The 4,321-nt window shown below is 59.5% G+C and carries 5 protein-coding genes; 3 read left to right on the top strand and 2 right to left on the bottom strand.

Annotated features, from left to right (window positions below):
* Positions 1–828: ice-binding family protein (locus tag IWX75_RS17360; RefSeq protein ID WP_334684457.1), on the bottom strand; the 828-nt coding region annotated here is incomplete at its 3' end.
* Positions 829–1,258: 430 nt separating this feature from the next.
* Positions 1,259–1,900: a class F sortase gene (locus IWX75_RS17355; RefSeq protein WP_196823506.1), complete on the bottom strand. Its 642-nt coding sequence runs from the start codon at positions 1,898–1,900 to the stop codon at positions 1,259–1,261.
* A gap of 428 nt (positions 1,901–2,328) precedes the next feature.
* Between IWX75_RS17355 and IWX75_RS17350 the strand changes: the two genes are divergently transcribed.
* The 3 genes from IWX75_RS17350 to IWX75_RS17340 all read left to right on the top strand — a co-directional run bounded on the left by IWX75_RS17350 (position 2,329) and on the right by IWX75_RS17340 (position 4,251).
* Positions 2,329–2,691 (top strand): cupin domain-containing protein, encoded by a 363-nt coding sequence (locus IWX75_RS17350; protein WP_196823505.1) that lies wholly within the window; start codon positions 2,329–2,331, stop codon positions 2,689–2,691.
* A gap of 238 nt (positions 2,692–2,929) precedes the next feature.
* Positions 2,930–3,739: a DUF1206 domain-containing protein gene (locus IWX75_RS17345; RefSeq protein WP_196823504.1), complete on the top strand. Its 810-nt coding sequence runs from the start codon at positions 2,930–2,932 to the stop codon at positions 3,737–3,739.
* A 218-nt stretch (positions 3,740–3,957) separates the two neighbouring features.
* Positions 3,958–4,251: a maltokinase N-terminal cap-like domain-containing protein gene (locus tag IWX75_RS17340; protein ID WP_196823503.1), complete on the top strand. Its 294-nt coding sequence runs from the start codon at positions 3,958–3,960 to the stop codon at positions 4,249–4,251.
* The last annotated feature ends 70 nt before the right edge of the window (positions 4,252–4,321 follow it).

The following is a 4,321-nucleotide window of genomic DNA, read 5'->3' as shown; positions in this document are numbered from 1 at the left end:
AACCGGGGCAGTCTCCGTCGGAACAGGAACCGGGGCAGTCTCCGTCGGAACAGGAACCGGGGCAGTCTCCGTCGGAACAGGAACCGGGGCAGTCTCCGTCGGAACAGGAACCGGGGCAGTCTGGCAGTTCGAGGTGATGAAGGTGTTGTTGTCGAGAGTAACTGCGCCGTTGCGTGCCAGGGCCCTGCCTTCAACTACGGTATTGGTTGTGACTGTGACTGACGTCAGGGCGAGGATGCTTCCCTTGAAGGATGACTGGGTGCCCAGCGTTGCGGAACTGCCGACCTGCCAGAAGACGTTGCAGGCTTGTGCGCCGCCGATGAGGTTGATGTTGCTGGCGCTGGCGGTGATGAGGGTTGATGCGGCTTGGAAGATGAAGACCGCATTGGGATCACCTTCTCCGTCGAGGGTCAGTGTGCCGCTTAGGGCGAGTGGGCCGGTGGAGTTATATACCCCGGCTGCAAGTGTCTGACCGACGAGGTCTCCGGCCACGCTGCCTGTCGGAGCTCGTCCGGCGGCATCGTTATAGGCAGTAACGAGATCTGCTTGTGCTTGTGCGGCTTCAGCATTTCCGGCATTGGTCGACCCGGCTGCGATGCCCGGAGGGAAACCAGTAATGGCGGTACCCGGGCTTACCCCCAAGTTGGCGTTCAGGATGCTGGGCCCGGTGTTAGTAACGGCCTGCCCACCCAGTACCGAGTAGGAACCCGCAGTGCCCAATCCAATCGGTGCTTCCGCAGCGAACGCTGATGGAGGGCCGGTCAATATTCCAAAGAGGACCAGGAGCACCGCTCCACCTGCAGCCAGGACGCCCGCCAACGTGGTCAAAGACTGTCCGAAAGATGCCGTGTGCTGATGAGAAGTACGTGGATTACTCATAATGGTGCCTTTCAACAAAGCATGCACCCAGAAAGGGAATTCGACGACGAGAAGTCCAGAGGTCGACAATCTCGACTCAGATTCTAGGCAAGCTTGAGAGGGATGATGAGACCAAGCGGCACCATACGGTGGAGACTACTGTGGCGCGTGGTAATAGAGTAAACCCCCACCAGCGCTGAAAACGAGAAACTCCACATTAAAACTTTTGCCCGCGTAGCTTTGCTTTCCTGTGGTGTTGGACCAGCGGCGAAGAACGGAGCTCTGGTCGTATCAAACCTTCAATACCAGTCCATATGTGTGAGCAATCCTGCAGACTTCGATAACGCGTAGGCAATCTAAGCTCCAGGCACGTCCGGGGTGGTGTGCGCGGGAACCTGGTTTATGGTGCTGGTGCTGGTGATGCGGTGACGACGACGTTTTTGCCCCAGGGGTCTTCGGTGTAGCAGCTGATGATGATGAGCCGGTTCGGGACGATGTTCCAGATCTCGCTGGTCTTCAGGGAATCCTTATCGTGGGTGGTGATGGAGTCCACGACATAGTTCATGGTGCCGGTTTCGGTGGCGAGGGTGATGGTGTCCCCGGCCTCGGTGTCGGTGCTGAAACGGTCAAAGGGTGCTTCCCGGCCTTCCCAACTATGGCCGGTGATGTAGGTGGTGTTGGTGGAGCCATCGCCGGGTGTGCCGTACGAGGTCAGCCAGTACCCGTCGTCGGTAAAAGGCGGCACGATGGATTGACTCGCAATGTCCGCACCGGTCGGGCTCAACGGCAGCACGGAGACGTCGATGCCAGCGGCTTCGACGGTGATGCGTGTGGGGGCAGCCGCAACCGGTGCGAGAACGGTGTCCGGTGTCTGCTGGGCGGCGTCGGGTGCAGGGATGACCGGCTCCGATGACGGCACGGCCGCCGAAGGGACTGGGGCTGATTCCGCTGGCTTTACTAGTTCAGATGGTTCAGCCGATGCCGGTGGCGTGGAGGATACTTCCCGGCTGGTCTCGGTGAGGGCGGAGTCGGAAACTGCCACTGGGACGTTTCCTGCTTCACTGGACTGCAGTGTGAGCGGTGGAACTAGAAAAATCATCAACAGCACCAGGACCCCGACGATCAAAGCAATCAGAATGTAAGCACGTCGACGTGACGCGACGGGTGTGTCCGGCTCCGGTGAAGGAGGGTGTACATCAGATTGCATGCCTCAAGCCTCTCACTGCATAACGGGATGCCAATCGCCGTCGGATTAGCACGGCCGGTCAGGTGTAGCGCTTTCCCTTGTCCCTTACCTATGCGCATCACTAGCGGATTCAAACATAAGTCTAGAAACCGGTTGTGCAAACTTATACGATGCTCCGCATAGGACTGCATCTCCCCGAGTAGCGATCAGCCATCGGCCTGCGGGCGCTGTATAAAGCACAGCTTTCTACTCACTATCCTGGATTGTTCCGTCATGATTGAGGCATGACGACTGAAGTTCGCAACGTGGCCGATGCCCTCGACCTCATCTCCGGGCACTGGCAACCTCACCGGCTGACCAGTGTCAACGACTACGACGTCAAGGTCGTGAAGCTGCAGGGCGAGTTCGTGTGGCACACCCACCCCGACACCGACGAACTGTTCATGGTGCGCAGCGGCCACCTCACCATCCAGCTCCGCGACCGGGATGTACAGCTCGGCCCCGATGATGTCTTCGTTGTTCCCGCCGGCGTCGAGCACTGCCCCCGCGCCGACGAGGAAGTGTCCGCACTCCTGTTCGAGCCCAAAGGCACAATCAACACCGGTGATACAGGCGGCAACCGGACCGCTGCCCTTCAGGAACTCTGACCTCGCTCAAGCACACGTCGTTCCGCCGGTCATCCTGTTTTGTCCGTAGGTGTTTGTGGTCAAACTGTCGGGGGTCGCCTCGAGAGGCCAATTGTCCTGTTGGAGGAGAATATCCACTGCATGGAACAGCCATGGTACAAAAATGGGGTTCACAACAATCAGGGTCGGTGGGCACGTGCAACAACAGACAGAGCGTTCGGCCCAGAAATGGAAGAACGTAGCACGCGATCTCGGTCGCATGGCCAGAAAAGTATTCGACCGTCTTGAGGACGCAGCCGATTCGAAGGTTTTCGAAACATGCGCACGATTCGGGTACGCGGCCAACGGGCTGCTCCACTTTGTCATCGGGATCATCGCCGTGAGCGTCGCCGCCGGCGCTCGGGGGGACATCGAACGATCGGGAGCGGTAGAGGCCCTTGCCGATCTGCCCGCTGGATACATTCTGCTGTGGACGAGCTTTCTGGGGGCGGCGGCTCTCGCGATTTTCCAGCTGAGTGAGGCCGCTTTCCGGTGGAAGCACCGGGACAAGAAGGAAAAGCTCGCGAGGCGGATGAAGGCAGCTTTCAAAGCGGGTGGGTATGCCGCAGTGTCTGTGTCGTTCGGTGTCTATGCCCTCGGCGGCGAGACCGATAGCAGCGCCGAAGCCCGGGAGTTCTCCGCGGCCCTTCTCTCGGCGCCCTTGGGCGCCGCACTATTGGTTGCCGTGGGAGCGGGGGTCATCGCCGTGGGGTGCTATTACCTTTTCAAAGGTGCCACCAAACGCTACTGCAAAGACCTTGAGGAACAACCACAGGGCGCGCACGGCATCGTGATCCACGTCCTGGGATCGGTTGGCTATCTGACCAAGGGCCTGGCTCTGGCAGTTGTGGAGATACTGATCATTGGAGCCGCAGTCACCTCCTCTCCCAAGGACTCCACCGGCCTGGACGGGGCCTTGAAGGCTTTACAGGAACAGTTCCTTGGCACGGTCGCCCTCTCCATCATTGCGATAGGACTCATGTGCTACGGCCTTTACAGCATCGTCCGTGCACCCCTGGACCGCATGTGATCATGCTGGCGACCCTGGTGTATGGCACCGGCCCTATTCACACCACATTTGGTCCTGATGCTCAATTGTGGACCCACGAAGTCCCGCCAAGGACATCCACCCATTCAGCATCAGTTCTGAGGAACACGTCGATCGACAGAGACCACCATCTTCCTGTGGTCACGCGCCGGAGAGGTCGGACCGGCGGGATTGTCCCCGACCCTTTTATGCTGGGGCTTATGGCTTTGATCTATGAGGTACCGCTCCACCCCACCAAGCTGGAACTGCTGGCCCGGTGGCTCCCTGCGCAGCCGTGGTTTCGAGGCGTCAGCGTCGAGCACATGGAACGGGTGGCTTCTTTCCGTTTTGATGATCCCGCCGGCGAGGTGGGCATTGAAGTCCTTCTCATTGCCGTTGAGACAGCGCTCTTCCAGGTCCCGCTGACCTATCGGGGTTCACCGCTTGCAAACAAGGACGAACATTTGGTCGGGACACTGGAGCATGCCGTCTTAGCCTCGATCCACCGATGTTGATGGGTGACCGGCGTTCGTAGGGTTGCGGATGGGCGCGGCGGGAGTGGGCGTGGCGGAGCTGCGGGCCTTG

The sequence above is a fragment of the Arthrobacter sp. CAN_A6 genome, assembly GCF_015751715.1.
GTDB lineage: Bacteria > Actinomycetota > Actinomycetes > Actinomycetales > Micrococcaceae > Arthrobacter_D.
Note: the sequence above shows the minus strand (reverse complement) of the source record. Positions and strands in the feature narration are given on the sequence as shown.

Coding starts and splice junctions, on each gene's coding strand:
- IWX75_RS17340 (WP_196823503.1), top strand. CDS start 3,958: ATGGCTTTGATCTATGAGGTACCGCTCCACCCCACCAAGCTGGAACTG.
- IWX75_RS17350 (WP_196823505.1), top strand. CDS start 2,329: ATGACGACTGAAGTTCGCAACGTGGCCGATGCCCTCGACCTCATCTCC.
- IWX75_RS17345 (WP_196823504.1), top strand. CDS start 2,930: ATGGCCAGAAAAGTATTCGACCGTCTTGAGGACGCAGCCGATTCGAAG.